Origin of the sequence: Halioxenophilus aromaticivorans (assembly GCF_042850945.1) — a bacterium.
GTDB lineage: Bacteria > Pseudomonadota > Gammaproteobacteria > Pseudomonadales > Cellvibrionaceae > Halioxenophilus > Halioxenophilus aromaticivorans.
Window position 1 is genome coordinate 4,428,526 of record NZ_AP031496.1, and the last position, 23,868, is coordinate 4,452,393.

Below are 23,868 nucleotides of genomic sequence, written 5' to 3' on the forward strand. Positions count from 1 at the left end.
GCACCACCCTTTTGATCACCGGGCCCTCGGGCCCGGCTGTCGCTTACTTTGTCCCGAGCCTTGCATTTGATGAACTCGCTTACCACTACTAAAGGAATAGAAACGGATTCCTGGCAACAGACGCCATTGGAAACCTATTTCCTTAGTGATCAATATCAGAGCGATCTGGATGCGGTGCAAAGAGATAATCAGTTCGGCGCCCTACGCTGGATATACGAACGAATTCAAGTGGGAGCCATTGGCACGCGCCAACAATTGAGATTTTCATTAGAACTGGCGGTAATTGAGCTCACTAACATAATCAACAAGCAAATCAACCAGATATTGCACCAAGACCGATTTAAACAGCTTGAGTCTAGCTGGCAAGGGCTCAAGCACTTGGTGGACACTCGCACCGAGTATAGCAGCGATTTGCTGGTTAAAATTAAGGTACTGAATGTTAGTTGGCGCGAACTTAGCCGAGATGTCACTAAGGCTTTGGAGTTTGACCAGAGCCAGTTCTTCCAACGGGTTTATAGCGATGAGTTCGACACCCCAGGTGGTGAACCCTTTGGTATTATCCTAGGCGACTACTACATCAGCCATAAAGCACGCGCAAACGAACCCACCTCCGATGTAGACGCCCTTATCGAAATAGGGAACTCCTGTACAGCGGCGCTCTGCCCTTTTATTACCGGTGCCTCACCGAGGCTTCTGGGCATGGATTGCTTTACCGAACTTAATGTACCATTGGATTTAGACGCCTTATTTAGCCAACGAGAGTACACCCGCTGGCGCGCCATGCGCAACAGTGAAGCCAGCCGTTTTATCGGTTTGACCGTTCCCCATGCCTTGATGCGCTCGCCCTATTACGATGACGGCACTCGGGATGAACAGCATAAATTTCAAGAAGAGACCGATACATTAAAAGACTACGTTTGGGGCAACGCCTGCTACGCATTTGGCAGCGTAGTGATTCGAGCATTTGCTAACACCGGCTGGTTCGCCGACATTCGTGGTGGCGTGCATGAATTCGGCCAGGGGGGCGTGGTTGAGAATATGGTCTATGAATCGCTAGAAACAGATATCAGCCTTAATACCCCTCGGCCGGCGACGGATTTCCAAGTTGACGACAGTTTAGAGCGATCGTTAAGTCAACATGGGTTAATCCCTTTGTGCTCCTACCACAGCCAACAGCACTCAGTGTTTTACAGCAATTGCTCGTTGCATGATCCCAGCGAATTTACCAGTGACATTGCTACTGCCAACGCGCGAATGTCCTGCATGATCCAATACATGTTATGTGTTTCTCGGTTTGGGCATTATCTTAAGCTCATCGGCCGGGACCGTATCGGTAGCGTTATTAGCGCACAAGATTGCCAGAGGGTATTTCAGAATTGGCTCAATCAGTACACCGTATCCAGTGATGGCACAAACAGTACGATAAAAGCGAAATATCCGCTCTCAGAGAGCCGTGTAGAAATACGAGAGCAAGCCGGAAAAATTGGCAGCTTCACCTGCACCATTCACCTAAAACCACACTTTCAATTAGATCAATTAGTTTCCAGCATAAAATTAGTTACTGAGCTCTCACTCGGAAAAGTGGGATCAGACTAACCGTGCAAAATCATTTTCAGCATTCCACAGCTAGGATAAACCCATGAATCCGAAACAGGCCTATCAAGACGGTGACTTAAGCCAAGCCATGACCCTGGCAGCCGAGGTTGTTAAACAAAATCCCAGCGATGTGACAGCCCGCGTCTTTTTTGCTGAACTCTGTTGCATTGTCGGCGATCTGGAGCGTGCCGACAAACAGCTGCAAACGTTAATTACCTTAGCCCCAGAATTAGTCTTAACTGCCAGTAACTGGCGACAATTGATTCGCGCCGCCTACGCCCGCAATAGCGTATACCAAGAAGGCGCCACGCCTACGCTAGTCGCGCCACCAAGCCCAGATGTTGAGCGTGCACTGCATCAGCTCGTGGCATTACATAATAATTTTTTGGAGACTGAAACTACCGACTCAGACGAAAACAGCTCTCCAGCTAACGTCGTATTTACAGTAAACCAATCCTCTACTGCTGCCCTGCGTGATCTCGACGACCTCAACGCGGACATACTTGAATTTCTTGGCACCAATGGCAATTATTTTTGGGTGGAACTCAGTCAAATAGAAAGTCTGCACCTAGAAACCCCGGAGCGGCCCCTGGACTTACTTTGGCGCAAATGTCGGTTAATTACCAACGGCGGCAGTGACGGTGTTGTGTTTATGCCAACCATTTATCCGAACACCAGCGACGATACCCAACAACTACTTGGCCGTAGTACAGATTGGGTAAATAGAAACGGATTGGAGTTAGGCCTTGGTTTACGAGAGTTCTTAGTAGGCGATGAGGTATTGTCCATAATGGATCTGAAATCTCTGGTGCGTGCTTAACGGTTTACACAATGAGAAATGTTCGCAGCACAGCCCCCATCGTCCCGTCTCTGCTTGATCGACTTATTGACGACGATCCAAGCAATACAACGGACCTCGTTAAAACTCCGTCGCAGCAAATGAATGATATCAAAGAAGCCGTGCGTAGAGATTTGGAGAACTTACTAAACACTCGATTACGTAAAAATGATCACTTGCAAAAGTATGCAGAGCTAAAAACATCCTTAGCCAACTATGGGCTGTACGATTTCAGCCAAATCGCCATTGAATCCGAGGACGACCAGTATCTGTTCGCGGCCAAGATTAGAGATATTATCCAGCGATTTGAACCGAGATTTAAAAATGTACAAGTTGAGGTGGTTGAAAATGGCGAGAACTATCACCGGACTCTCTACATAAAAATAGCCGCCGTGTTGCTTATAGAGCCCGATCCAATCGCTGTGGTTTACGATTCAAGAGTCCAAAAAATCGATAAAAGTCTGCACCTGCGCGAGCAAAATCATGGATGAAAGACTACTGTCGTACTACAACCGAGAACTCGCTTATATTCGCAAAGCGGGGGCTGAATTCGCCGAAAAACACCCAAAGATCGCCAGCCGGCTTAGATTAGACCAGGACAACGTAGAAGACCCGCATGTTTCAAGATTGATTGAATCTTTTGCCTTTCTTACCGGTCGAATTCGACAAACCATAGACGATTCTTTTCCTGAACTCACGGAATCTCTATTAGGGCTTATGTACCCCTGTTACACGGCGCCCTTACCGTCGATGAGCGTTATAAAATGCCACGCCATTCCATCGGTGCCAGATTACCAATTTATCAACAAAGGCGTGGAGCTACTCGTCAAAACCGAAGAGTTCGGTAATTGTCGGTTCAAAACCTGTGATGACATACATGTGTTACCGGTGCAAGTCAGCGATGTCAGCTTTACTCCGGCGCCATTGATCGGGCCAGCTATTTCAGATTCTGTTCGCACCAACAATAACGCTAGGGCTGTGTTAAAAATTGGGGTTGCGCCAATTACCAATGCTAAACTTGAAAATTTAAACCACGGCCACCTAAGGTTTTTCATCAGCGCACAACCCCAAGTCGCCTATAGACTGCTCGACTACCTGGCTAACAAGTGCCTGGGAGGTTGTATCTCCGGCAGTAACATGGCAGTCAATTACAGTGACATTCGGGCTGAAGATATTACGTTCCCCAATATCAACATGCTAGCCGCTGGCGATTTAAACGAAGATGGCCGAGTAGATCTCGGCTACCAAGCGCTAACGGACTATTTCACGTTCCCACAGAAATACCTCTTTTTCGACGTCGCGATAACACCGCAGGCGTGGCAACTTGACGATGAAGGTATCTTTTTATTTCTTCATTTTGACGACTCTCATGCAGAACTTAGCCAGGCCGTTGACAAGCAAACACTGCACCTAGGTTGCACGCCTATCGTAAACCTCTACCGCGATAGAACCCAGGTATTTGATGCTTCTAACTGTATTGGTGAGCACAAACTGGTTGTCGATAAAACCCGTCACCGATTTTCAGATGTATACAGCATTGAGTCAGTGATCAGTTACAATGCCAAAGGGGATACCGAGAAACTGACACCCTTATACGGTGAGCACCAACGTACGGGCTCGGACAACAAGCAGATATTCTGGCATTGCCGGCGCGAAAACAGCGACGCCTATGAAGGCTTCGCATCCAAGGGAACAGACGCTTACCTTTCCTTAATAGATAAAGATTACAACGTTATCTATTCCGACCAGCGCTGGTTAGTAGAAGCCTCGGTGATCTGCACCAACCGAGACATCCCATCAAAGTTACCCTTTGGACCTGATCAACCTCTGTTTGATTTCCACGATGGAGGCGCGGGCCTGCGACTTAAATGCCTAGCACCACCGACCAGAACCTACCGCCCGCAATTGAACAAAGCCACTCGCTGGCAACTAATTTCACAACTAAGCTTGCAGTCTTTCAGCGGTGTAGACGCATTAACTAGCCTAAAAACCACACTCGAGCTATACGATCTCAAACAAGGCAAAGAAACCCGAGCCGCCATCGACGCCATTACAGATATCACCATTCGCCAATGTTCACAGCGAGTCATCATAGATGGACGCGCCAGCGTTTGTGTAGGCTCAAGGTGCACACTCGTAATAGACGATACCGCGTTTGCCGGCAATAGCGCATTTTTGTTCGGCAAGGTTTTACATCAATTCTTTACCAGTATTTGCGCAATCAATAGCTTTGTGATCACAGAGATGCACACTCATCACAGCGAAGAGCCTGTGCATCAATGGCCTGCGACTCTGGGCACACGAGATTTGTTGTAGGGCCAATATGAACTTCTTTGAAACAGTCAGACAACTGGAAAGAAAGCAAACCTATAACCTGCCAAAAGAAATGCGCTGGCAAGGCATTGTGGGGCTTGATGCTCTACCAGAAGTTGAAAAGCTGCGTTTCAAATCCAATTATCAGTTGTCCTTCACCCCAGTCTCACACGGCCAGCACTCCGGCGCAGACGACCTTACCACGGAAACACTGTGGGTAAACTTTTTGCAACTAATGGGCTCTGAGGGAGTACTCCCCCAACATTACACAAAACTGATTATTAGCCGTATTAAACAGCGTGATTACGCAATGGCCGATTTTATGGATATGTTCCACCATCGGCTGGTATCCCTATTTTACCGAGCTTGGGCTAAATATCGCATCGTGCCGCAATTGGACGCACACCAACAACAAAACAAACAAGACCCGTTCACTACACTTATCAGCGCCCTCGCAGATTATCGTCCGGCGGCAAACAACGCGCAACGCTACTACAGCGGCCATTTTGCTAAACAAGTAAGATCCGCCAGCGCGCTAGAAAGTCTTCTTGGTGATTATCTAAAACTTCCGATTAAGGTCGATCAACACATTGGTAGCTGGCTACCCTTAGCTAGTGAAGATCTCAGTCGATTGAAAACTAACGGGCCAAATCGCGTTCGATTAGGTCAAGGGGTGCTGATCGGACGTAGAGCCTGGAGCGTGCAATCAAAGATTGCTATTCATATTAAACAGCTCAACTTTAAACGCTATAGAAATCTCGTACCCGGCTCCCCTGAATATACAGCTCTTACTGAGTTGGTGCGCAGCTACACACCAGCCCATATCGAGATAGATCTATTTTTTTACGTCGATACCGAAAAAACGAAAACTGGCTTCCGCGACAGACCCCAACTGGCAAAAACAGCTTGGCTTTACTCCCAGCCCCAGCAAACCCTTGTCGCCAAAGCTACTATAAAATAGAGGCAACCCATGCAATTTGAAACCCTAGTAGATAAACTGGACCAAGAAGCTAAGCATATATTAGAGCAAAGCGTCGCTGAAGCTTCCTCACGCAGCCATTACGCCGTGGACGTGTTGCATTTTATCCATAAAATGGCCGACGACGAAAACCATGTCCTCCACCCTATTATTAACGATTGCGGGTGTAACACTGCGATTCTAGCCAATCAAGTACAAACGTCTTTAGCTCAGGTAAAAACGGGCAACGGCGGCTTTCCCAAGATCGCACCCGATATTGTACGCCTGCTATTCGACGCCTGGATTTTGGCAACTACCGAATACCAAAAAACAGAGCTCAGTTTAGGCTTTATTTTACTCGCCCTACTGGACAACCAAGCTCTTAGCATACAGGCCTTACAGAACTTGCCCGAGCTTTCTCGAATAGACCGAGACCGACTCAAAGAACATCTTGCCAGCATGGATCACTCTAATGCGGACACGGCCTCAAGCTCATCGTCAGGCCAGTCCAATCTAGCTCAGTATACGGTCAACCTTACCGACTTTGCGCGTAACGGAAAAATTGACAGTATCGTCGGCCGCGACCACGAAGTGCGACAAATCATAGACATTCTCAGCCGTAAGAAACAAAACAATCCCATCCTTACGGGCGAGGCTGGTGTCGGTAAAACCGCTGTTGTGGAAGGGCTGGCACTTAAAATAGCACAAGGTGAGGTGCCCTCTGTGCTCGCCAACGTTGAAATCCATACCTTAGACCTCGGCTTACTCCAGGCCGGAGCTGGGGTAAAAGGAGAATTCGAGAACCGGCTTAAAGGTGTCATTAAAGAAGTACAAAACAGTGCAAAGCCCATTGTTCTTTTTATTGACGAGGCCCATACATTGATTGGTGCGGGGCAACAATCCGGCGCCGGAGACGCAGCTAACCTATTAAAGCCCGCGCTAGCCCGAGGCGAGCTGCGCACCATAGCAGCAACAACCTGGGCAGAGTACAAACAATACTTCGAAAACGACGCAGCTTTAACACGGCGTTTTCAGGTGGTTAAAGTGCCAGAGCCCAGTGTGGAGCAAGCCATAGCCATGTTAAGGCACATCGCCCCCAGCTTTGAACGACACCACGATGTCATCATTCTTGACGCCGCAATTGAAGCCGCGGTGAACTTATCCCACAGGTACATAAGCGGCCGACAGCTACCGGACAAGTGCGTGAGCCTTTTAGACACCGCTTGCGCTCGGGTTAACCTAAGCCTCAGCTCCACACCCGCTGCCATTGAGCAGCGCCAAGCACAACTCAGCAACATCGAACAAGCCACCCTGCGCTTAACCACAGAGATGCAGTCAGGCTATCAGCACGGAGCAGCCATCGATGGATTGGCCGACCAAGCGCAGCGACTACAAACAGAAATAAAAGACTTAGAAACTCAGTGGCAAGAGGAAAAGGTTGCCGTAGAAAAGTTACTCAGCTTGCAAAGCCAACAACAAACTCAACCCCATTGCACAAACAACAATGGTATGCCACCAGCCCAGACCATTGCCGAACTGCGCTCAAAGCTCACTACACTACACCAAGATCAGCCTTTGTTGCACGAGTGTGTAACCGAGGAGATTATCGCCAGTATCGTCTCAGACTGGACCGGTATACCGGTGGGTAAGATGAACAAAGACGAAACCGACAACGTCATTGCCTTACAGTCTTTCATGGAGCAAAGGGTTATTGGCCAAAACCATGGGCTATCGCTCATCGCCAATGCCATTAAAACCTCCCGCGCCGGCCTTGCCGACCCCAACAGGCCCGTTGGCGTCTTTATGTTGGTAGGCCCCAGCGGCGTTGGCAAAACAGAAACTGCCCTGGCATTGGCTGAACAACTCTACGGCTCAGACAAGCTAATCAACGTTATCAATATGTCTGAGTTTAAAGAAGAACATAAGGTTTCTATGCTTCTGGGAGCTCCCCCCGGATACGTTGGCTATGGCCAGGGCGGCGTCCTTACTGAAGCCGTGCGTAGAAATCCCTACAGCGTCTTGTTATTGGACGAAATGGAAAAAGCCCATCCCGGCGTACACGATATTTTCTACCAGATCTTTGATAAAGGTATGGTCAAAGATGGCGAGGGGCGGGACATTGATTTTAAGAATACGGTCATTTTAATGACCAGTAACACCGCCAGCGAAGAAATAGCACAACTGTGTGAAGATATCGAAACAATGCCAGCACCGGATGCGTTATTAACCGCCATTAACCCAACTTTACGAAAAACCTATAAGCCCGCATTTTTAGGACGTATCAATCTTATTCCCTACTACCCCCTGGCGGAGGCGCAACTTGAGAAAATCATCCATCTTAAGCTATCTGCAATTCGCAAGCGTGTGATGGCCAACTATCAATCAGAAATCAACTTCCAAAACAATTTTTTCAACTGGATAGTTTCTCAATGCAGCCAGAGTGAAACCGGAGCTCGACAAATAGACTTAATACTTAATAAGACCGTATTACCCCAATTATCGGAAAAAATATTAAGCCAATTTTACGATGGTAGTACTTTCGTATTAATTGATATCGATGTTAATGAAGACAACAATTTATTAATAAATTTTGAAAATAAATCAGACACCCGCGCTTTGTCTTTAAAAGCGCAAACTGCGTAACAATTTTCGAATTTATAAGTAATTTTTTTTGCACTGTTGAGATACCATTCAAAACGCTTCTACGCACAGTAGACGGCAGTCTTCTCAATACGAACACTTAAACTCTAAAGGAAATAGACATGTCAATTTTTGTTAATTACGAAGGCATTACCGGCGAATCATCTGACTCTGGCCACGGCGGCTGGATGGACGTTGAATCCATCTCTTGGGGCGTTGGTCGTCAAGTCACGTCTAACAGTTCTACCGCCGGCGACCGAGAGTCTTCAAACGCAGTTATCAGTGACTTACAAATCGTTCGCTTGATGGATAGCGCCACCCCAAAAATTTTCATCGAATCTTGTTGTGGTGTTGGTAAGCAGGTAGTCATTAGCTTAACCAAAACCGGCAAAGGTTCTGGCGCCGATGTATTCATGGAATACACACTGAAAAACGCATTAATCAGCAACTATTCTGTGGACGCTAACGCTCAAACCACCAAGCGCCCAACCGAGACCATTACCATCTCTTTCGTAGACGTGGAAGTTAAATACACGCCATACGACGAAGATGGCAATGCACAAGGTGCTATCGCCGTTGGTTTCGATACCGCTTCGAACACCAAGCGTTAAGCGTATTTTTGGCGGCGCTGTGCGCCGCCTTTTTATATCGCTTACATGTAGTTGCTTTTTCGCAAGAAAATACTCTAGACAAGTACCTATCTAGACAAGCATCTATCTAGACAAGTACCCATTTAGACAGAAGACTCACTTAGGCAAAGACTCCATTTGAACATAGAAACAGTCTAAACAGAAAACCATCTAAATAGAGAAGTCTCCTAGCTAAATTCTGTGCCTAGATGTGATGCACGGTTATCTAACACCATTTACGGCTACGTTCATTCGATATCACCATAAAATGTAAAGGGAAGTTCAATGGCAGGCGGCCTGGTAACACAAGACAAACGTCTCATACGCTTAACCACGGTTCTGGCGCAGGATGAACTTATCCCAGCTCGTATGACCTACAATGAGACAATGGGCGACGGATTTACAATCAACGTCGATGCCTTCTCAGAAATCAATCACGACATACAAGCAAGAGACTTAGTTGGCACCGCAATCACACTAGCCATCGTCGACGCTGATAACAATTTACGTTATTTTAACGGGCTTATTCAGCACCTCAGGGCCGGGCCATCAACCACACGCAACAATCATACTAGCTACCATATAACGGTTGTATCCTGGCTGCAGCTACTGCTATCAAAGCGGAACAACTACCGCATATTTCAAGACACCCCCATACCCAGCGTTATCAAGCAAGTATTCGCAGATTACGGTGGTGCTGTTGAGTTTGATATAAAAACAACGCGGGGTTACAAAAATTGGCGATACCTAGTTCAGTACGATGAGACAGACCTAAATTTCGTATACCGATTACTCGCCCTAGAGGGGCTCAGCTTCTTTTTTGAACACGCCAACGGTCAACACACGCTGAAGGTTGTCGACGATTCCTCATCTCTTGCCAGCTTAGCACCGAAGAGTGTCATCGATTTACACCCTAACAATTACGCCGCAGATAGCTTTACTCAATGGACCAGAAACTCACACTTCGCCACAGGTAAACACGAGCTTGTAAGCTACAATTACAACAAGCCTTCCAAAAGTCTATTTATGAATCAACAGGTAGACGCCGACATTGCAGCCATACCAAACGTTGCCAATGTAACATCCTACTCATACAGCGGCGATTACACCGCCGAAGACGAAGGCTCATCAATATTAAAAGCGCGCGTGAAGCGCGAATCCGCCAAGGTAAATACTTGGTCTGGCAGCGGTAACGTCAGAACCATGGCCGTTGGCAAAAATTTCTCAATTATCCGAACCGACGGTACAGTCCACCCGGATAAAGACATCATTTTTTCGGCCACTAAGGTGAGCCTCATAGCCGACGATATAAATGGCGCCCTTACCAGCCACGTTACCGCCGTTAAAGAAGGCCATTTATACTACCCATCCGCCACAGCACCGAAAGTGCCATCTCTACAAACCGCACGCGTGGTTGGGAAAAAAGGTCAGGAGATTCAAACCGACGAACACGGGCGTATAAAAGTCCGCTTCCATTGGGACCGAAACGGTCGCCACGATGGCCAAAACACCTGCTTTTTAAGGGTGATGCAAGGCTTTGCGAGCTCTGGCTTTGGAATGCAATTTACACCACGAGTGGGCGATGAAGTGGTCATCGCCTTTGAAAATGGTAATCCGGATCGACCATTTGTTATTGGTTCACTATACAACTCTGAAAACAACCCGCCCTATGCGGATCAAAACGGCCTTCGCTCAGGGGTTCGCACAAGGTCCAGCCTCAACGGCGGTGAAGACAACTGCAACGAGCTCTACTTTCACGACGAAAAAGGCAAAGAAGAAGTCTACTTCCAGGCCGAAAAAGACCACAACGTTTTGGTGAAAAACAATCAGACAATCAAAATTGGTAATGACAAAAAACATCAGGTTGTGAACAACGAAACACACGATGTCGGCAACAATCTGACAATAATGGCCGGTAATAAAATTCTAGTTGATGCAGGTAATGAGCTTAAGCTGCAAGTGGGTAGCAGCACAATCACAATAACCAGCAGCAAAATAGAAATCAGTTCCAGCGCGGTAGCTGTTAACGGCAGCCTAGTGACCCTCAACTAAACCGGCGGGTAATACAGCAATGGGACTCCCCACCGATCAACCCGCCGCACGAATCACAGACATCGACACAGGGCATCCGCCCTCGTCGCCGACACCGATCATCAGTGGCAGCAGCAACGTTTTAACCAATAATTTGCCTGCCGCCAGGCACGGAGACTTACTGGTACCCCATCACCCTGGCATTCGTGAGATAAGCGAGGGTTCATCCAGTGTATTGATCAACAACAAGCCGGCCGCACGAGTGAGCGATGCCATAAACTGTGGTGGTTTAATCGTTACCGGCTCAGCCGATGTTTTAATTGGCGATTCTCCATCCCTGGTAACGGCAGATCGAATCCAACGTCTAAACATTCAATTCCCTTCGGAAAAAGGCAGCAAAAAGTCCACTAAGACTGCACCACAAGCCAAAACATCGGCCAGTAACTCATCCGGCAGTAGCTCACCCGCCAGTCAGAGCACCTCCAGCCCTGCCAGCGCCACAAGCAGTGCAGGCAACGCGCAAAGCCCTAGCAGCACCAGGAGCCTAACGCCCGCCATTCCCGAAGATCCACCAGAAGAAGTCACCATTTGGTTAGCCGCACCCAGCACCAAAGAGGCCGGCAATTGGAGTGACGGCTATATCCAGTCCATCTTAGAAATTGCCACCGAGATAGACGCCGAGACTGAAATCACAGCCGCTGAAGCCGATATCGCGATTGTGGAATACAGCAACGAATTACCCGACATGTTCCAGCCGATGTTTAAGCCGGCTGAAGATCTTGATAAAACACCGGCTAAGGTCACCATCAGCTTAATAGATGGCATTACACCCAATGGTGTAAAGCCCTTCACTGAAGCGGATTTACTCGAGGCCGCCGTAACCTTTGAAGAAATGGCGCCACTAATCGACGCTGCCATCAACGGCGACCCACTGGCCATCGCAGAACTCTCACCAGCCGTAGTAACCCGAAAGCCCATAACAGTAGAACAGCTCGCAAGCCTAAACGAAGAGCAGCCAAAACCGGTAGCACCTACCCCCATAGAACGGCTGAATATTGAATTCCCTAACCGCCGCAAAAGCAACCGCAGATCCGCCGTAGAAATGCCGCCACTCACCGAAAGGCAAAGTGCCACGGTTGATGAAATTCACGCGTCGCTGGTATCATCTGGCATCAAAGGGGTAGGCAAACCCGAGGTTGCCGAGTACGTAACCAAGCGAGAGGCGCTTACCAAACAAGCAACACTACTCGAAAGCGGCACCTGGTACCGAGGCAAAGCCCACGACCTCGCCGATAAAAATCGAGAAGTCGCCCGCCTCGACTATGAATTTGCAAGACGTTCAGATCAGGTAGGACTAGAAACCTCAACCCCTGTTCTGAATGTGTTAGGTTTAGGCGGGGTAACCAAAGCTGCAACTACACAGGCGGTGGGGAAAGTTGCGAAGAGTGTGACGGCTAAGCGGAGTGCTGTTCCAAAAAAAATCCCGTTGATCAAAACTGAAAGTGGCGGAACCCTCATTTTCCACGAAAATCTTGATGGGCACACCATTAGAAGGCATGTGGGAAAATCGGATCAACGGTTGTTGAAGCGTTTTGACAGCGAGCCTGATATCCTAGGGTCATCAACGTACCCAGACATCGAAACAGCTCAGAGAGTCGTAGGTAATGTACTTTCAAAAAATCAGGCTAAAGTCCGAGAGTGGCTATCAAATAGCGCCAAACGGAGGCTTACGTTAAACGAAACACTTGATTACGAAGTAGGTCGGGTAATTCCTCAAGGAGCCAAGACTTCTCAGCCCTCTAATAAGTCTTTTGTATTGCTGATTAAAGATCCTATTGCCCCTAAAGGCTATCGGGTTCATACATCGTTCCCAAAACCTAACAATTAGGAGAAATACATGAGTGAAGTATTAGATTATTTCTTTGATGCTTATTTCCATCAAGATTGGCGAGATGATTACGGTTCGTCTTTTGAAGCAGCCGAAGATTTTGCCAAAACTGAACCAGCTGAAGCAAAGACTCATTTAACCAGCGCTTTGAGTGGTTTATTGGAGCGAGAAAAGTTACCTCAAGATACGTTAAATGGGCTTGGGGGAAACTTTAAACCAGAGTCTGAAAATATGGAAGTTCGAGAATGGGTAATTAAAGTAATAGAGATTCTTAGTACATCGTAGTTAGTAGCTCTGCAACTGCCTCCCCTTGAGGCAGCGCTGAGACTGGTGCATCAAATGTAAGTTGTTCCAATCAAGCCTACTGTAACTGCAAGAGCTGAAGTTAAGGGCCCTGTCCTCAATGATGTGAACCTAACCTTTCGAATCAGAGCAAGAGCCGACAAATCGACTCTAAAACAACCTAAGGACAGGCCTGCCTAAAACCCCTTCAGATAACCTCAAGCACGACAAGAAACACCAAGGACATACAAGGCCTAAAACCAGGCGAATCCAACATTGAATTCGTGAAATACGGTGATGAACTGTCCGAAATCTTCCGTCCGATGCTTAAGCTGGAAGGCCACAATCAGCCTTATAAATGGCATAACCCCGAGGGCGCAAAGCATTTTACTCGAAACAGATTTAAAACTCCGTTACGGATGAAGTTTATTAACCAACTCCCGCAGTTGGTCTTTGAGCCCTTCTACTTCACGCTCAAGCTTGTCGATTTTTTGGTGAGATCGGGTTTCTAACGTGTTGAAGTCGGTGGTAATTTTGCCTTTTATGGCCCAGACATCTCTTACCCCAGTCAGCGCAATTGCATAGGGGCGATATTGGGAGCTGAATAAGACATTCACTTCAGTGGAATCAAGTCAACCCGTAAAGCAGACCTGGTATCTGCGGAATCTGAAATTAGAATTGTAGAGTGCAACGGTGAGCTATCTGAGATGTTCCAGCCGATGTTTAAGCCGGCTGAAGATCTTGATAAAACACCGGCTAAGGTCACCATCAGCTTAATAGATGGCATTACACCCAATGGTGTAAAGCCCTTCACTGAAGCGGATTTACTCGAGGCCGCCGTAACCTTTGAAGAAATGGCGCCACTAATCGACGCTGCCATCAACGGCGACCCACTGGCCATCGCAGAACTCTCACCAGCCGTAGTAACCCGAAAGCCCATAACAGTAGAACAGCTCGCAAGCCTAAACGAAGAGCAGCCAAAACCGGTAGCACCTACCCCCATAGAACGGCTGAATATTGAATTCCCCAACCGCCGCAAAAGCACTCCTAAAGCTGCCGCAGAAATGCCCCCTCTCACCGAGAGCCAACGCGCTACGGTTGATGAAATTCACGCGTCGCTGGTATCATCTGGCATCAAAGGGGTAGGCAAACCGGAGGTTGCCGAGTACGTAACCAAGCGAGAGGCGCTTACCAAACAAGCAACACTACTCGAAAACGGCACCTGGTACCGAGGCAAAGCCCACGACGTCGCCGATAAAAATCGAGAAGTCGCCCGCCTCGACTATGAATTTGCAAGACGTTCAGATCAGGTAGGACTAGAAACCTCAACCCCTGTTCTGAATGTGTTAGGTTTAGGCGGGGTAACCAGAGCTGCAACTACACAGGCGGTGGGGAAAGTTGCCAAGGGTGTGGCGGCTGGTAAGAGTGTTGTTCCAAACAGTGTTAAACCAGTAGTTACCGCAGAAGCCCGCGTAAATGGATCGGCTTTCAGCGACGTTAACCAGACCGCTCGTGTAGGTGCGAATGTTGACCAACCAACTTTAATTGCCGAACGAATCGTCGAGAAGAGCGCCCAATCAGGGAAGGCACTTCCCAATGGAAATATGGGTACGGCACATGCTGAAGTTGGGGCTATTCAACAAGCATTTGACGCTGGTGCAACTGCTGGTGCAGATATGACGCTAACGGTTACAGGGAAGGCGGTTTGTGGATTTTGCCGAGGTGATGTAGCAGCGATGGCGAAACAAGCTGAGTTGAAATCATTAGTAGTGTACGAAGAAGCAACTGGAAACACCCTGTATTGGCAACAGGGTATGAAATCTCTGAAAAAGGCGAAATAATGTTTTCATTTTCTTGGGTAATCGGATGTGGTGATAGCGCACAAGGCGGTAGCACTGACGATGTGCAGGTCGAGAATGTTTTAGAAAAAGTTGAGCTAATTTTAGATGGATCAGGCTCGGTCACTTTGGATGTGATTGATGGCGGCGAAATAGGTCCTGAAAGTTTACAGGTTGAAACTGAGGGGGGTAAGTCAGTTATATCGTTGGGTGAAAATACTAGTGATGATTATGTGATTCGTACATTTACCAGTAGATTAGCTCATGATGGAAAGGTTTCAATACTAGGGAATGAATGGGACACTAAGCTGGTTTGTGAAGATTCAGACTTAGTAAAAGCCTTAGTCAAGGAATTTCTTTCAACTGGTAATGTATCAGGGGATGTACTTACTTGAGTGGTTGTTCCAAACACTAAAGTAGCGACACCCAGCTACACAAAGCTTTCAAGTCAAGCCTTAAGGCGGGGCGATGAGCAAAATAAATGTTAAAAAGCTAGCCGAAGAGTTTCTGGCTAGCCAGGATATTGGGTTTGTTCCCCCAGGCATAATCGGCAGAAAGGAAGAAAGAAAAATCGAGGTTATGTTCCCTGCTCCTGAAACGCTTGACCCTAAAGTGGCAGTTGTCGAACCGCCTGACTTTCGAGTATGGGTGAATGCTGAGAGTGGAGTTGTGGAGCTGGAGCTGGTGCATCAAATGTAAGCTGTTCCAATCAAGCCTACTGTAACTGCAAAAGCTGAAGTTAAGGGCCCTGTCCTCAATGATGTGAACCTAACCTTTCGAATCAGAGCAAGAGCCGACAAATCGACTCTAAAACAACCTAAGGACAGGCCTGCCTAAAACCCCTTCAGATAACCTCAAGCACGACAAGAAACACCAAGGACATATAAGGCCTAAAACCAGGCGAATCCAACATTGAATTCGTGAAATACGGTGATGAACTGTCCGAAATCTTCCGTCCGATGCTTAAGCCGGAAGGCCACAATCAGCCTTATAAATGGCATAACCCCGAGGGCGCAAAGCCTTTTACTCGAAACAGATTTAAAACTCCGTTACGGATGAAGTTTATTAACCAACTCCCGCAGTTGGTCTTTGAGCCCTTCTACTTCACGCTCAAGCTTGTCGATTTTTTGGTGAGATCGGGTTTCTAACGTGTTGAAGTCGGTGGTAATTTTACCTTTTATGGCCCAGACATCTCTTACCTCAGTCAGCGCAATTGCATAGGGGCGATATTGGGAGCTGAATAAGACATTCACTTCAGTGGAATCAAGTCAACCCGTAAAGCAGACCTGGTATCTGCGGAATCTGAAATTAGAATTGTAGAGTGCAACGGTGAGCTATCTGAGATGTTCCAGCCGATCTTTAAGCCGGCTGAAGATCTTGATAAAACACCGGCTAAGGTCACCATCAGCTTAATAGATGGCATTACACCCAATGGTGTAAAGCCCTTCACTGAAGCGGATTTACTCGAGGCCGCCGTAACCTTTGAAGAAATGGCGCCACTAATCGACGCTGCCATCAACGGCGACCCACTGGCCATCGCAGAACTCTCACCAGCCGTAGTAACCCGAAAGCCCATAACAGTAGAACAGCTCGCAAGCCTAAACGAAGAGCAGCCAAAACCGGTAGCACCTACCCCCATAGAACGGCTGAATATTGAATTCCCCAACCGCCGCGAAAGCAACCGCAGATCCGCCGTAGAAATGCCGCCACTCACCGAAAGGCAAAGTGCCACGGTTGATGAAATTCACGCGTCGCTGGTATCATCTGGCATCAAAGGGGTAGGCAAACCGGAGGTTGCCGAGTACGTAACCAAGCGAGAGGCGCTTACCAAACAAGCAACACTACTCGAAAGCGGCACCTGGTACCGAGGCAAAGCCCACGACCTCGCCGATAAAAATCGAGAAGTCTCCCGCCTCGACTATGAATTTGCAAGACGATCAGATCAGGTGGGACTAGAAACCTCAACCCCTGTTCTGAATGTGCTAGGTTTAGGCGGGATAGCCAGAGCTGCAACTACACAGACGGCGGGGAAAGTTGCTAAGGGTGTGACGGCTGGTAAGAGGATTGTTCCAAACAACAATAACTTTGACATTCTTCATCAAACTGGAAAATTAGAAAAAGATATAAATGGATTTTATAGAACTTCTGACCTTGGAACACACACATCGATGTCCGAATTGATGCAGTCTGGGGCTTTACCTGGAACTCAAGGAGTAACTTTGACTGATCGAACAGTTAGGTTTGGAAATGTGTATGATCTCGGTAAGTTAGATGGTAGAAAAATAGAATTTTCTTTAACTACTGAGCGAGTTGACGGAAAACTTGTAAAAAGATTATACAGTGGTGATGACTATACTAGTCCGGTTCCGAAAGATTCTCGATTAATTGGCCATGTTCACCCGAATGAGACTAGCACTCAAATGTGGCCGTCACCTGAAGATATGAATGTTGTGAATGCTAGATATTTCAGAGAATTACAAGTTAATCCAGGGGCACAGGCTAGGCCAACTAGAATTTTCTGGGGTTCAGGAAATACTGATAACACCATTTTCTATCCTGGATTTGGTAAAGTGCCTGTTAATAAAGGTTGCCAAAAATGAATAAATTAGAGATGAATAGCATTGCAGATAAGTTTATTGCTGATCGGGGAATGCCGATGAGCAATTATTACATCGAAGTGACCCCTTATTCCGAGTTGATTTGTTTTAAAGGCGAGGATGGTAGGGAATATGATCTTCCTATTTCAGATGAAACTTTGGCCATAGCAGTGAAGAAAAGGTTGCGGGAGTTAGGCGTTAAGGTTGTAGAACTTAAATAGAGTTTTGTTCCAAACACATCAAATGGTCTTTCTACATTACATACTAGAGGGTATAAACCACTTCAAGGTGAGCGATCATTAACGCAGGCAGAATACAAAGAATTAAGTTCAGAGCTACGGGCGCTGGTATCACTAGAAAGTGTAGGAGGTCATGGCCATGCTAGGCACGGAGCGCATACAACATTGACTCAACAAGAAACTCGTATTCAGACAAAGATTGCTCCCGATGGAGCAAAAGTGACCTTTCCCCGAAAAATAGAACCATGACGTTGATGAGATTTCCAGTTAATCTACTCCCAAGGGGATCTCATTACTATGAAGAAACGATACACCGAAGAGCAAATCATCAAAGCGATCAAACAGCATGAAGCGGGTACCAAAGTGCCTGATATTTGTCGCGAGCTGGGGATATCTGAAGGTACTTTCTACAACTGGCGGTCCAAGTATGCTGGCATGGAAGTCAATGAAGCTAAGCGCATGAAGGATATGGAGGCGGAGAACGCCAGGTTGAAGAAGCTTCTTGCAGAAAAGCTACTTGAAGTGGAGGCCATGAAGGATGTCTTGTCAAAAAAGTGGTAAAGCCGGCTGAACGTAAGCCTGTCGCCAGTTATCTGGTCGAAACGTTTGGCTTGAGCGAGCGCCGTGCTTGCTGGCTTTCTGGTATTAGCCGAACAGGCTATCGCTATCGGGCTAAGGGCTACGACGACGATGTTCTTCGGAAGCGATTGAAAGAGCTAGCAGCACAATACAGTCGGTATGGCTACCTCTTGCTACACGGGTTACTGAAAGCCGAAGGGTTGGTGACTAACAAGAAGCGAACCTACCGTGTTTACACAGAGGAAGGACTGCAGGTTCGTACAAAAAAGCGTAAAAAGCTCACGCGCCCTGTGCCTGTGATGGACTTACCTAAGCAAATCAACGAGCGCTGGTCTATGGATTTTGTATCAGATCAACTGAGTAATGGTAGACGTTTCCGAATACTAAATGTAGTTGATGACTACAGTCGCGAACTGGTCGGACAGCTGGCAGAGTTTTCTATTAGTGGAAATCGCGTAGCCCGTTTCTTAGATCAACTAATCGAGACCCGTGGTAAGCCTGAAAGTATCACTTGTGACAACGGTACTGAATACACCAGCAAAGCCATGTTCTTCTGGAGTAAAGAAAATCAGGTCAAACTCAACTTTATTCAGCCTGGCAAGCCAACGCAAAACGCCTTCGTCGAAAGCCTAAATGGCAAGTTTAGAGACACCTGTCTGAATCAGCACTGGTTCCGAACAATAGAGGAAGCCCGCTACGAAATAGATCAATGGCGTGCGCACTATAACCATGAGCGGCCGCACAGCTCATTAAATTACATGACGCCAGTAGCCTACGCGGCACAGGCAGCATAAGGCAAATATCTCATCGAGGGAGTGGTATTAACTTAGGGGAAAGGTCACCAGACCTTGAACAAAGGCAACCCTCTTGAATAGCCTTCTATATTTAAATAATTATCTTGCGTTATTTAATAGGCTCAGAAAACCACTACCATAGACTGGAAATTTATCTTTAGAACAAAATCTGTATATTATGCGGTTCTGCCACAAACTCTTTTCGCACCAAGGATTTTGATGCAAAATCGCCCTATGGATTACGGCGGCATAAAACAATAAAGGCTAAACCGACATGCAAGACAAATCACCAAAACATGAAATCACCACACCCAACTATGATGATTATGTAATCGATCCTTATCAAGCAATCATAGATCCACACATACATCTTTGGAACTTTGGAAGTTCAGCTTCTATGCCGCCATTTTTATTAGAAGAATGCGCTAACACTATTTCCAAGAGCGGTCACAATATTACTAAAACGGTATTTGTTGAATGCAACACAATGTATCGTCACAAAGGGCCAGAACATTTTAAATCTGTCGGGGAAACTGAATTTGCAGTCGGAATGGCAGCCATGAGCGAAAGCGGGTTATATGGCAATTGCCAGATAGCTGCTGGCATTGTTGCGAATGTAGACCTGCAACTGGGGGAAAAAACCGACGAAGTCATAGCAGCACACTCTTCTGCAAGCAATGGCCGCCTACGCGGGATTCGCTGCCAAACTGCTTATGCCAAAGAAGGTCTATTTCAAAAATCCGCTGCACCCGAGCTAGCCAATAGAATGCTAACCACAAACTATGCTAAAGGCGTTAAGAAAGTTCACGCGCACGGATTATCGCTGGATGTATGGTGCGTATATTCACAATTAAATGATCTTATAGAAGTTGCCGATCGCTGCCCAAATGGGCTTATCATCCTCAACCACTTGGGATCACCCTTTAATTTTGAACAGCAAACAAAGAGAGAAGAGGTGCTTAATATTTGGCGTCATGGCATTGAAAAACTAGCTCAGAGACCAAATATATTTGTCAAACTCGGAGGTATTGGCATGAATGTCGGCAAGCAGTTTAAGCGCGGTGAAGGCACAATAAAAACCGAGGAACTTGCAGCCAACTGGAGACTTTTTATCGAGCACTGTATTGACAAGTTTGGCCCAGAGCGCTGTATGTTTGAAAGTAATTTCCCCGTTGATCGGGGAACCTGTAGTTATCGGACTCTCTGGAATACATTTAAGTTAATCAGCATCAACTATTCAAAAAAAGAAAAATCCGCTCTATTTTATGAAACAGCAAGGCGCGCCTACAAGCTTTAGCGCCGCTTTTGAACCCGGAGTATTCAAGAGCGTTTCGTCCTATACTCACCCTTTCTTTCAATATCTGCAATACAGTAATACAAAAACAACACTCAATAACACGCGAATAAAGCCAATCAGACAAAGGAGCTTTCCAGTTATTTATTGTGTTAAAAACCGCCCCCTATATTGTCCCGGAGTATATTGTGTAGCTTTTCGAAAAGAACAGCAGAAACTGGCCGATGAGTTGAAGCCAAGAGTAATTGCAATCGCCTTAATACTCATATTTGTGCGCAGAAGTTTTATAGCATTCTCAATCCGCACTTCAGTAATCTTCTCGCCGATAGTTGAACCTGTAGAAACCCGATACGCCCGGGTCAAGTGTCTCACGGACAAACCGCATAGTGATGCGAGTTCCTTTAGCGTTGGAGGACAATCCAGCTCTTGAATACGCTCAATAATTAGAGCAAGCTGCGCTCTAGTCAGACCTTTTTTTGACATTTCTGATGATGGAATTTCAACTTTGTAATATCGACTAAGCTCTATAGCGAGCAAGGCGGTCACATGCTCAATGACAACCTCACTGCCAAAAGAGGGGTCTTTGAGTTCTGCGACCAACCTAGTCAACAAGAAAGTAATACGGTTATCCAAAATATTCAGACTGGATGATAAATGACGGTAACTTATCAAACAATCTTGATCGAGCCATGCATGAAGACTCTCCGCACTTAACCGACAGACCAATGAAGTCTGCACCGGGCTTCCGTCACCGCGGGTATTCAGTAATTCCCCCCTCGGCAGGAGAAATAATTTTCCAAGTTCCTCGAAACGATTCGAATTCCAGTGATTTAGGTAGTTGGCCCTGGCATTAATAGGCCTGGGGGTCAACGTGAAGTCCAACCAGTACTCCTCACACGGATGCATGACTTGCGTGACCGGCCCTTTTGCGGGGTAATTAACCAACTGCACAGTTGCGGCCGGCACGCGTACCTCATGGACTATTGCGATTGGGCTTCGGAACTCACTCTCCATTCTTCTCGCCTCTTTCGGGGAATTTTCTACTTATATGCTGCGCGTTTAACTGAAAATGTCGTGCTAATTATCTCTCTCTCGCTACAGATATCCAACACACAAGGGCCAAAATACGATGAATTTGGCCCTAGCGCAATGCACCTCCTCATTGAGTACACCGCATAACGCTGGAAAAATACCCGACCCCACTACACCCGAATACAGTTATTTAAAAATAGGTATTTATAGCTATTCTACCTAGTCAGATAATTAAGAAAGGTTAACATGTCAAGTAAAGTCATTGTTGTTACTGGTGCAGGATCCGGCCTTGGCCGCTCATTAGCACGTCGCTTTGCATCAGAGGGTGAAGCCGTTGTATTAGTTGGGCGAAATATATCTAAGTTAGAAAAAGTTGCTAACGAAATAGGTGCTGAAGCACTCTGTTTGAGTTGCGATGTTGGCAACCCCAAATCAGTTAACCAAGCCTTTTCGAAACTGATGGAACATCACTCCACCATTGATGTATTGATCAACAATGCAGCGGTTTATGAACCTTTTCTCACCAAAGAGGCCCGCCCCCAACAAATAGTCGATAGCATTACCATCAATACCATAGGTCCTATTCTGTGCATCAATGCGGCGTTGCCCCTCATGGCAAAAGACGGCCACATTATTAATGTTAGCAGTGAGTCCGTAGGTATGCTGTTTCCTTATATGGTCACTTATCAAGCCGCTAAAGCTGGGCTGGAGCGTTTTACGGAGGGCCTGAAATATGAATTGGAAGCCGACTCAACCAACAATATTAGGGTCACCTGCCTGCGGGCTGGTGCCATGTATAGTGACGATATTAGTTTAAACACTGAGCCGGAAGTAGCAGCACGCTTTATGGCTGCAACAGCAGCAGTTGGGCTTGATCTCCGTAACCGAGGCATTTCTCATGTGGATTCAGTGACCACCGTGTTTCGGTCAATAATTGATTTACCCTCCGATGTCGATCTACCGGTTGTAACGGTCCAAGGTCGAAAACCCTAGAGTCTTATACCTAATTGCACCAGATATAACTCCGCTACATTGCTAATTTGAAGAATAGGAAAGGTTATGACTGTAGACGCTTACATTATTGATTCCGTTAGAACTCCTCGCGCTCTAGGCAAGCCCGGCAAAGGCGCTTTTTCTGGTATGCACCCTCAACATTTAGCCGCTACGACCTTATCTGCACTTAGGGACCGAAACGGACTTAATACAGCCGATATCGACGATATTATCTGGGGCACTAGCGCTCAGAAAGGCTTGCAAGGTGGTGACATGGGCCGCATGGCTGCGCTGGATGCCGGATTTGATGTTTTGGTGCCAGGTGTAACACTTGATCGCTTCTGTGGCAGCGGTCTTAGCGCTGTCAATATTGCTGCCGCTAACATCATGGCTGGCATAGATGACCTTCTTATCGCTGGCGGCACAGAAATGATGTCTATGCTGACCGTTCAAGGCACGAAAGAGCGTGAAGCAGGATTTCCCTCTTATGGGCTGGGCACAGGCAATGAGCGACTCAATAAACGCCATCCACAATCTAATCAGGGTGTTGCTGCGGATGCTATCGCCGCCTTAGAAAACATCACTCGTGAAGAACTGGACGCAATAGCACTGGTCAGTCAGCAGCGTGCCGCAACAGCGATTAAAAACGGCTGGTTTGATCGCTCGATCGTACCAGTACTGGACGATGACGGTAACGTCATTCTCGATAAAGATGAATACCCGAGACCCGACACTACCGCTGAAGGTCTGGCAGCTCTGAAACCCAGTTTTGCCGCTATTGCAGATATGCCAGCAGGCATGGATGGCCTAACCTTCCGCCAGCGGATTAATCTTCGTTACCCCGACGTAGATATTCAACCAATGCACCATGCAGGTAATTCATCAGGCGTAGTGGACGGTGCTGCAGCCCTGCTATTAGCGTCACCAAAATACGCAAAAGCCAACAAGTTAAAGCCGCGGGCTAAAGTGGTGGCGATGGCAACCATCGGTGACGACCCCACCCTGATGAATAACGCCCCCGTGCCGGCTGCCAAAAAAGCATTGGAGCGGGCGGGATTGACCGTAGCCGATATAGATTTATGGGAAGTCAACGAAGCCTTCGCTGTCGTTGTAGAAAAGTTTATTCGCGATTTAAAGCTGGATAGAGACCGCGTCAATGTTAACGGTGGTGCCATTGCACTCGGCCACCCAATCGGCGCTACGGGCGCCGTGTTGGTTGGCACCGTGCTGGATGAGCTGGAGAGGCGTGATATGCAACGCGGGCTTATTACCATGTGTGCTGCTGGCGGCATGGCACCCGCCATTATTATTGAGCGAGTTTGAGGAT

The 23,868-nt window shown here is 47.1% G+C and carries 22 protein-coding genes; 19 read left to right on the forward strand and 3 right to left on the reverse strand.

What is annotated here, in order from left to right:
• Positions 1 to 69: 69 nt before the first annotated feature.
• From tssC to ACGHM3_RS18970, 10 genes are all read left to right on the forward strand, one after another.
• Entirely contained in the window at positions 70 to 1,596 is a 1,527-nt protein-coding gene (gene tssC, locus ACGHM3_RS18925) for a type VI secretion system contractile sheath large subunit (RefSeq protein ID WP_345422165.1), read from the forward strand.
• A gap of 43 nt (positions 1,597 to 1,639) precedes the next feature.
• On the forward strand, positions 1,640 to 2,416 hold the full coding sequence (locus tag ACGHM3_RS18930) for a type VI secretion system accessory protein TagJ (protein WP_345422162.1): 777 nt from the start codon (positions 1,640 to 1,642) through the stop codon (positions 2,414 to 2,416).
• Between the two features lie 11 nt (positions 2,417 to 2,427).
• Positions 2,428 to 2,925, forward strand: a complete 498-nt coding sequence (gene tssE / locus ACGHM3_RS18935; protein WP_345422159.1) for a type VI secretion system baseplate subunit TssE — start codon at positions 2,428 to 2,430, stop codon at positions 2,923 to 2,925.
• Positions 2,918 to 4,750: a type VI secretion system baseplate subunit TssF gene (tssF, locus tag ACGHM3_RS18940; protein WP_345422156.1), complete on the forward strand. Its 1,833-nt coding sequence runs from the start codon at positions 2,918 to 2,920 to the stop codon at positions 4,748 to 4,750. Before tssE ends, tssF begins: the two co-directional genes overlap by 8 nt.
• 7 nt (positions 4,751 to 4,757) lie before the next feature.
• Entirely contained in the window at positions 4,758 to 5,708 is a 951-nt protein-coding gene (gene tssG, locus ACGHM3_RS18945) for a type VI secretion system baseplate subunit TssG (protein WP_345422153.1), read from the forward strand.
• Between the two features lie 9 nt (positions 5,709 to 5,717).
• Positions 5,718 to 8,348: a type VI secretion system ATPase TssH gene (gene tssH, locus ACGHM3_RS18950; protein ID WP_345422151.1), complete on the forward strand. Its 2,631-nt coding sequence runs from the start codon at positions 5,718 to 5,720 to the stop codon at positions 8,346 to 8,348.
• Between the two features lie 119 nt (positions 8,349 to 8,467).
• Positions 8,468 to 8,956: a type VI secretion system tube protein Hcp gene (locus ACGHM3_RS18955; RefSeq protein ID WP_345422149.1), complete on the forward strand. Its 489-nt coding sequence runs from the start codon at positions 8,468 to 8,470 to the stop codon at positions 8,954 to 8,956.
• A 303-nt stretch (positions 8,957 to 9,259) separates the two neighbouring features.
• Positions 9,260 to 11,026, forward strand: a complete 1,767-nt coding sequence (locus ACGHM3_RS18960; protein ID WP_345422146.1) for a type VI secretion system tip protein TssI/VgrG — start codon at positions 9,260 to 9,262, stop codon at positions 11,024 to 11,026.
• A 19-nt stretch (positions 11,027 to 11,045) separates the two neighbouring features.
• Positions 11,046 to 12,893: an RNase A-like domain-containing protein gene (locus ACGHM3_RS18965; protein ID WP_390517432.1), complete on the forward strand. Its 1,848-nt coding sequence runs from the start codon at positions 11,046 to 11,048 to the stop codon at positions 12,891 to 12,893.
• 9 nt (positions 12,894 to 12,902) lie between these two features.
• Positions 12,903 to 13,178 (forward strand): contact-dependent growth inhibition system immunity protein, encoded by a 276-nt coding sequence (locus tag ACGHM3_RS18970; protein WP_345415918.1) that lies wholly within the window; start codon positions 12,903 to 12,905, stop codon positions 13,176 to 13,178.
• 410 nt (positions 13,179 to 13,588) lie between these two features.
• On the opposite strand, the gene ACGHM3_RS18975 is transcribed toward ACGHM3_RS18970, so the two are convergent.
• Entirely contained in the window at positions 13,589 to 13,792 is a 204-nt protein-coding gene (locus ACGHM3_RS18975; RefSeq protein WP_345415921.1) for a hypothetical protein, read from the reverse strand.
• 102 nt (positions 13,793 to 13,894) lie between these two features.
• Here ACGHM3_RS18975 and ACGHM3_RS18980 point away from each other — a divergent pair, with 102 nt between their 5' ends.
• From ACGHM3_RS18980 to ACGHM3_RS18990, 3 genes are all read left to right on the forward strand, one after another.
• Positions 13,895 to 15,016: a hypothetical protein gene (locus ACGHM3_RS18980; RefSeq protein WP_390517434.1), complete on the forward strand. Its 1,122-nt coding sequence runs from the start codon at positions 13,895 to 13,897 to the stop codon at positions 15,014 to 15,016.
• Positions 15,016 to 15,408: a DUF6911 family protein gene (locus ACGHM3_RS18985; RefSeq protein WP_345417011.1), complete on the forward strand. Its 393-nt coding sequence runs from the start codon at positions 15,016 to 15,018 to the stop codon at positions 15,406 to 15,408. The genes ACGHM3_RS18980 and ACGHM3_RS18985 overlap by 1 nt, the downstream gene beginning before the upstream one ends.
• Before the next feature lie 73 nt (positions 15,409 to 15,481).
• On the forward strand, positions 15,482 to 15,712 hold the full coding sequence (locus ACGHM3_RS18990) for a hypothetical protein (RefSeq protein ID WP_345417008.1): 231 nt from the start codon (positions 15,482 to 15,484) through the stop codon (positions 15,710 to 15,712).
• 350 nt (positions 15,713 to 16,062) lie between these two features.
• Here ACGHM3_RS18990 and ACGHM3_RS18995 read toward each other — a convergent pair whose 3' ends face one another.
• Positions 16,063 to 16,266: a hypothetical protein gene (locus tag ACGHM3_RS18995; protein ID WP_345417005.1), complete on the reverse strand. Its 204-nt coding sequence runs from the start codon at positions 16,264 to 16,266 to the stop codon at positions 16,063 to 16,065.
• Positions 16,267 to 16,356: 90 nt separating this feature from the next.
• On the opposite strand from ACGHM3_RS18995, the gene ACGHM3_RS19000 reads away from it, so the two are divergent.
• The 4 genes from ACGHM3_RS19000 to ACGHM3_RS19015 all read left to right on the forward strand — a co-directional run bounded on the left by ACGHM3_RS19000 (position 16,357) and on the right by ACGHM3_RS19015 (position 20,519).
• A complete protein-coding gene (locus ACGHM3_RS19000; RefSeq protein WP_390517437.1) occupies positions 16,357 to 17,613 on the forward strand; it encodes a hypothetical protein in 1,257 nt (418 codons plus the stop codon).
• Positions 17,610 to 17,831 (forward strand): hypothetical protein, encoded by a 222-nt coding sequence (locus tag ACGHM3_RS19005; protein ID WP_345426155.1) that lies wholly within the window; start codon positions 17,610 to 17,612, stop codon positions 17,829 to 17,831. The genes ACGHM3_RS19000 and ACGHM3_RS19005 overlap by 4 nt, the downstream gene beginning before the upstream one ends.
• Before the next feature lie 315 nt (positions 17,832 to 18,146).
• Positions 18,147 to 19,222 (forward strand): IS3 family transposase gene (locus ACGHM3_RS19010; protein WP_390517440.1). Its coding sequence is split into 2 segments (ribosomal slippage): positions 18,147 to 18,396 and positions 18,396 to 19,222, totalling 1,077 coding nucleotides; the frame shifts between segments, so codons are not numbered across the junction.
• Positions 19,223 to 19,496: 274 nt separating this feature from the next.
• Positions 19,497 to 20,519: an amidohydrolase family protein gene (locus ACGHM3_RS19015; protein ID WP_345424095.1), complete on the forward strand. Its 1,023-nt coding sequence runs from the start codon at positions 19,497 to 19,499 to the stop codon at positions 20,517 to 20,519.
• Between the two features lie 141 nt (positions 20,520 to 20,660).
• Here ACGHM3_RS19015 and ACGHM3_RS19020 read toward each other — a convergent pair whose 3' ends face one another.
• Complete coding sequence (locus tag ACGHM3_RS19020) at positions 20,661 to 21,398, reverse strand: AraC family transcriptional regulator (protein WP_345424092.1); 738 nt, start codon at positions 21,396 to 21,398, stop codon at positions 20,661 to 20,663.
• A gap of 396 nt (positions 21,399 to 21,794) precedes the next feature.
• Here ACGHM3_RS19020 and ACGHM3_RS19025 point away from each other — a divergent pair, with 396 nt between their 5' ends.
• Positions 21,795 to 22,541 (forward strand): SDR family oxidoreductase, encoded by a 747-nt coding sequence (locus tag ACGHM3_RS19025; RefSeq protein WP_345424089.1) that lies wholly within the window; start codon positions 21,795 to 21,797, stop codon positions 22,539 to 22,541.
• Between the two features lie 66 nt (positions 22,542 to 22,607).
• Complete coding sequence (locus ACGHM3_RS19030; protein WP_345424086.1) at positions 22,608 to 23,864, forward strand: acetyl-CoA C-acetyltransferase; 1,257 nt, start codon at positions 22,608 to 22,610, stop codon at positions 23,862 to 23,864.
• Positions 23,865 to 23,868: the final 4 nt, after the last annotated feature.

Excerpts from the sequence above, each read along its gene's own strand:
- tssC (WP_345422165.1), top strand. The coding sequence starts at position 70 with ATGAACTCGCTTACCACTACTAAAGGAATAGAAACGGATTCCTGGCAA.
- ACGHM3_RS18930 (WP_345422162.1), top strand. The coding sequence starts at position 1,640 with ATGAATCCGAAACAGGCCTATCAAGACGGTGACTTAAGCCAAGCCATG.
- tssE (WP_345422159.1), top strand. The coding sequence starts at position 2,428 with ATGAGAAATGTTCGCAGCACAGCCCCCATCGTCCCGTCTCTGCTTGAT.
- tssF (WP_345422156.1), top strand. The coding sequence starts at position 2,918 with ATGGATGAAAGACTACTGTCGTACTACAACCGAGAACTCGCTTATATT.
- tssG (WP_345422153.1), top strand. The coding sequence starts at position 4,758 with ATGAACTTCTTTGAAACAGTCAGACAACTGGAAAGAAAGCAAACCTAT.
- tssH (WP_345422151.1), top strand. The coding sequence starts at position 5,718 with ATGCAATTTGAAACCCTAGTAGATAAACTGGACCAAGAAGCTAAGCAT.
- ACGHM3_RS18955 (WP_345422149.1), top strand. The coding sequence starts at position 8,468 with ATGTCAATTTTTGTTAATTACGAAGGCATTACCGGCGAATCATCTGAC.
- ACGHM3_RS18960 (WP_345422146.1), top strand. The coding sequence starts at position 9,260 with ATGGCAGGCGGCCTGGTAACACAAGACAAACGTCTCATACGCTTAACC.
- ACGHM3_RS18965 (WP_390517432.1), top strand. The coding sequence starts at position 11,046 with ATGGGACTCCCCACCGATCAACCCGCCGCACGAATCACAGACATCGAC.
- ACGHM3_RS18970 (WP_345415918.1), top strand. The coding sequence starts at position 12,903 with ATGAGTGAAGTATTAGATTATTTCTTTGATGCTTATTTCCATCAAGAT.
- ACGHM3_RS18980 (WP_390517434.1), top strand. The coding sequence starts at position 13,895 with ATGTTTAAGCCGGCTGAAGATCTTGATAAAACACCGGCTAAGGTCACC.
- ACGHM3_RS18985 (WP_345417011.1), top strand. The coding sequence starts at position 15,016 with ATGTTTTCATTTTCTTGGGTAATCGGATGTGGTGATAGCGCACAAGGC.
- ACGHM3_RS18990 (WP_345417008.1), top strand. The coding sequence starts at position 15,482 with ATGAGCAAAATAAATGTTAAAAAGCTAGCCGAAGAGTTTCTGGCTAGC.
- ACGHM3_RS19000 (WP_390517437.1), top strand. The coding sequence starts at position 16,357 with ATGTTCCAGCCGATCTTTAAGCCGGCTGAAGATCTTGATAAAACACCG.
- ACGHM3_RS19005 (WP_345426155.1), top strand. The coding sequence starts at position 17,610 with ATGAATAAATTAGAGATGAATAGCATTGCAGATAAGTTTATTGCTGAT.
- ACGHM3_RS19015 (WP_345424095.1), top strand. The coding sequence starts at position 19,497 with ATGCAAGACAAATCACCAAAACATGAAATCACCACACCCAACTATGAT.
- ACGHM3_RS19025 (WP_345424089.1), top strand. The coding sequence starts at position 21,795 with ATGTCAAGTAAAGTCATTGTTGTTACTGGTGCAGGATCCGGCCTTGGC.
- ACGHM3_RS19030 (WP_345424086.1), top strand. The coding sequence starts at position 22,608 with ATGACTGTAGACGCTTACATTATTGATTCCGTTAGAACTCCTCGCGCT.